This window comes from Spirulina subsalsa FACHB-351 (assembly GCF_026130165.1).
GTDB classification, from domain to species: Bacteria; Cyanobacteriota; Cyanobacteriia; order Cyanobacteriales; family Spirulinaceae; genus Spirulina_A; species Spirulina_A subsalsa_A.
In genome coordinates this window covers 1-3539 of record NZ_JAIHOM010000156.1, presented here as the reverse complement: position 1 = coordinate 3539, position 3539 = coordinate 1, and the positions used below count along the sequence as shown (strand labels likewise).

Genomic DNA, 3539 nt, shown 5'->3' with positions numbered 1-3539 from the left:
GGGTTCATTAAAGAGTTCCGTGGGACTGAGTTGGGTTAGTGTAATGGGATTCCCTAAAAGCCAAGTGGCGAGGTCTTCGGGAAAGGTTTCGGCGAGGAATTTACACAGGTTATCAAACACGATGGGATTAGTTAGGGTGAGAATTGAAGCCTTGTTGTAGGGATTGAACCCGCTCAAAGGGCAACTGGGTTAACTGAGCAACAAGTTCACGACATTACACGACATTATAAAAAGAGGGTTTTTCTTGACTAATTATCTTGACTTTGCTATTATTTAATGTACAATTGGATTGTTTCATGTTTTATAATTCATGAAAATATTTCCATTATCTAAATAATAACATAAAAAATAAAAGCAATCAACTCAATTAAAAAATATCTATCAAAAAATATCTATGTTCACTGGAATTATTCAAGCTCAAGGTATCTTAGAACCTTACGGAAATGATCAATTTGCCATCACTTTAGAAGGGGCTACATCGTCCTCCTTAGTAGCAGAGTTTGAGGTAGGGGATAGCGTAGCGGTAGATGGGATTTGTTTAACCATTGAAACTATATTAGGACAAGGTTTTGTCGCCACGGCTTCTCCTGAAACCTTACAACGAACTAGCTTAGGCCAACGCTGCCAAGAAAGGACTCCGGTGAATATTGAAACGGCTTTGAGGGTGGGGAGTAAATTGGGGGGGCATTTTGTCTCTGGTCATGTAGATGGGGTGGGGTGTTTAGTGGAAGCTTTACCCCAAGAAACCTCTTGGCAGATTAGGTTTGCTCCAGTGGGGGAGTTAGGGGAACAGTGGCAGCGTTTTATTGCCCCTTATCTTGTCTCTAAAGGGAGTATTGCGGTGAATGGGATTAGTTTAACTATTGCTGACTGTGACTCCCAAGGACAATGGTTTACTGTGGCTGTGATTCCCCATACTTACGCGGAAACTAATCTCTCGGTTTTAGAACCGGGGGCTTGGGTAAATTTGGAGGGGGATATTTTGGGTAAATATGTGGCTAAATTATTGAGCTATCCGCAGGGTAGCAAGGGGAGGGAAGTGGAGGCGATTAGTCTGGAGTTTTTAAGCGAACATGGTTATCTCTAGGCGTTAGGTGAAGTTATCCCCCGCTAACCCTACGGGTATAACGGGCGACCCCTGCTGACTTTAGGTTGGGGAAAAAGCTAAACTAAATGCTCGACGGCGGCTAGGAGTTGTTGGGATGTCCAGCCTTGGATGAGATGGGAGGCGATCGCACAACCCCCAGCCCCGACTCCTTCTTTCACATACCCCTCCTCATAGGCCCGGAGGGCGGCATATTTAGACTGACTAAAGTTGAGTTGGCTGGCGAGCAAGGAAACGGAACCTAGGGCTTGGGCGAGGCCTATGGTGTCCCCGGTGGGATCTTCGGCGACCCAGCGCGTGGTTCCGACTACGACTCGGTGGGGTTGCCAAGACCACTGATAAAATTGTGCGATCGCCTCAGCCAAAGCATAAACCGCCAACATCTGCGTCCCCCCGGCTAATAGCACCCCCCCATGTTGACTCCCAGCAATGGCCATCCCAGCCGCCACCACCTGCATGGGGTCCCCCACGGCCGCCACCAACGCCAAGGGATTCCGAGGGGACGGTTGTTCCCACCACTGCGCCGCCTTTAATCCAGCCTCTACCAAACGCCCTTTCTGGGCATGATTACAGCAGGGATGGCTACTGTTGACCTTCCCCTCTGCATCTACCCCTAACCCCCGTAACACCCCCAGGGCGGTGGTAGTCCCCCCAACCACACACTCGGCTACAATGAAGTAACTTTGCGCTTTTTGCCCCAAACGGCCCCCCCAATCTAACCCTTGCTGTAGCAGGTGTTCAACGACTCCCAAGGGCAAAGCCTGACCACTACTGACACAACGGGCCCAACGCCCTTGTAAGTCCACAGAAGGCACCGCAGGAGGTTGAGGGAGTCCCGCATTGAACAGGGTTACAGGTAGCCCAAACGCCTCCACCACAGCCCGACTAATGAACACCGGAGAAGCCCCCACTATCAGGGGAGGCAAGGGAAAACAGGGATTCGGTTGCCTCCCCCTGACCAGAAATTCCCCATCGGCCAGGGCTGTATATTGTCGATCTTGGGGCGTTGCACCAGCCGCCGAAATCCCTTCAATTAAGCCAGTTTCCGTAAACCCCAACACACAGGCTAGATGGGGTAATTGACCCCGATGGCGTTGTAACCACTGTTGACCGACCGGATGCTGGGTATAGCATTTAATAGTCATATTCAAATAAAATCTGAACCCAGAGGGGCGGACGGGGGATAGGGTTGCCCAAACGGTCGAACACCAACAGCGCCACTAAATGCACCACAAATAAATAGAGCAAACTGTTGATAAAAATAGCTCCCAGTGCTACCCCTTCAATGATGAGGGGGGTTGGTTGGGCGAGAATCCCCAGACGCAGCAGAAGCCAATCTACCCAAACGGTCATCTGATTGACCACATAAACCCAAAGATTCTCGCCTAAAAAGACCGATAACAGCCAAAACCGCAACAGGAAGCCCAACCCGCCTAGGAGAGTCCCGGTAAAAATGGAAAAGTACCAACTCCCTTGTCTCCGCCAAACCGCGCCCAGTTGTACTCCCAATAGACCAAAGGGGATAATATACAAAATACTGCGGGTCGGTCCCATCAACACTGAAAGGAGTAGTCCTGAGACTAGCGCCCCCATCCCGGCCGCCCGACCTCCCCAGCGCAGGTAAATCAAGGCTAAGGGAATGGGGAAGAAAATGCGCAAAATTGGACCGAGGGGGAAGTAATAGTTAATCAGCCAGATGAGACTGGCCGCGCTGGCGAGAAAGGCGGTTTCCACCATTTCTAGGGGGATGGACTGCCGTTCATTGATGAAGGAGGAAGATGGCTGTTGGGGCGGGGGGATTGCCTCTTTTTGATCGAGATCCACCCAGTTTACATCTTCCATGCCATTGCTCATGCTCTCTCCTACTTCAACTTGTCTATAGGTTTCATTGTGGGGTATAATGCGGAATTGTCGATTTATCTGCAATGTCGGGTGAAGACCCTCGGTTTTACCGACGGGATGAAACCCGACCCGTATAGAAACAGCGAAGCACGACTCTTTAGCTAAGGCTCAGGGATCACTCTTGGCATGACAATTTGTGCTGTATATGTTACTATACACTAGTTGTTTGAGGTCGATAAACAATGATTGTCCTGGAAATGAAAGCAGTATTAAAACCAAGTCAATCTGCTGCCATTGATGATGCCATTGTTATTTGGGGGGAAGCCCCCCAAACCCCCTTTCGCACAGTTCAATTCATCAGAAACAAAGCTTTAAGAAACAAAGCTTTAAGACTTTGGATGGATGCTAAACCAGAGGATAAAATAGGTAAATATTCTCTCAATAAGTATTGTGCGGTTTTAGCCCAAGAATTTAAGTTCGCTAATGACCTTAACTCTACAGCTAGACAAGCATCGGCAGAAAGGGCATGGTCTGCTATTTCTCGTTTCTATGACAATTGTAAGAAAGGTCAACCCCAATCAAACAACTACAA

General features: G+C 48.9%; 3 protein-coding genes and 1 pseudogene. 2 read left to right on the top strand and 2 right to left on the bottom strand.

Annotated elements, in window-relative coordinates; translation table 11 throughout:
• The first annotated feature begins 394 nt into the window (after window positions 1-394).
• Entirely contained in the window at window positions 395-1087 is a 693-nt protein-coding gene (gene ribE, locus K4A83_RS20490; RefSeq protein WP_265266556.1) for a riboflavin synthase, read from the top strand.
• A gap of 77 nt (window positions 1088-1164) precedes the next feature.
• Here the strand turns inward: ribE and cobT are convergent, their stop codons facing one another.
• Entirely contained in the window at window positions 1165-2250 is a 1086-nt protein-coding gene (gene cobT / locus K4A83_RS20485; protein ID WP_265266555.1) for a nicotinate mononucleotide-dependent phosphoribosyltransferase CobT, read from the bottom strand.
• A complete protein-coding gene (locus K4A83_RS20480) occupies window positions 2240-2947 on the bottom strand; it encodes a DUF2232 domain-containing protein (RefSeq protein WP_265266554.1) in 708 nt (235 codons plus the stop codon). Before K4A83_RS20480 ends, cobT begins: the two co-directional genes overlap by 11 nt.
• 242 nt (window positions 2948-3189) lie before the next feature.
• Between K4A83_RS20480 and K4A83_RS20475 the strand changes: the two are divergent.
• Window positions 3190-3539 (top strand): annotated as a pseudogene (locus tag K4A83_RS20475) (hypothetical protein); the annotation flags it as partial.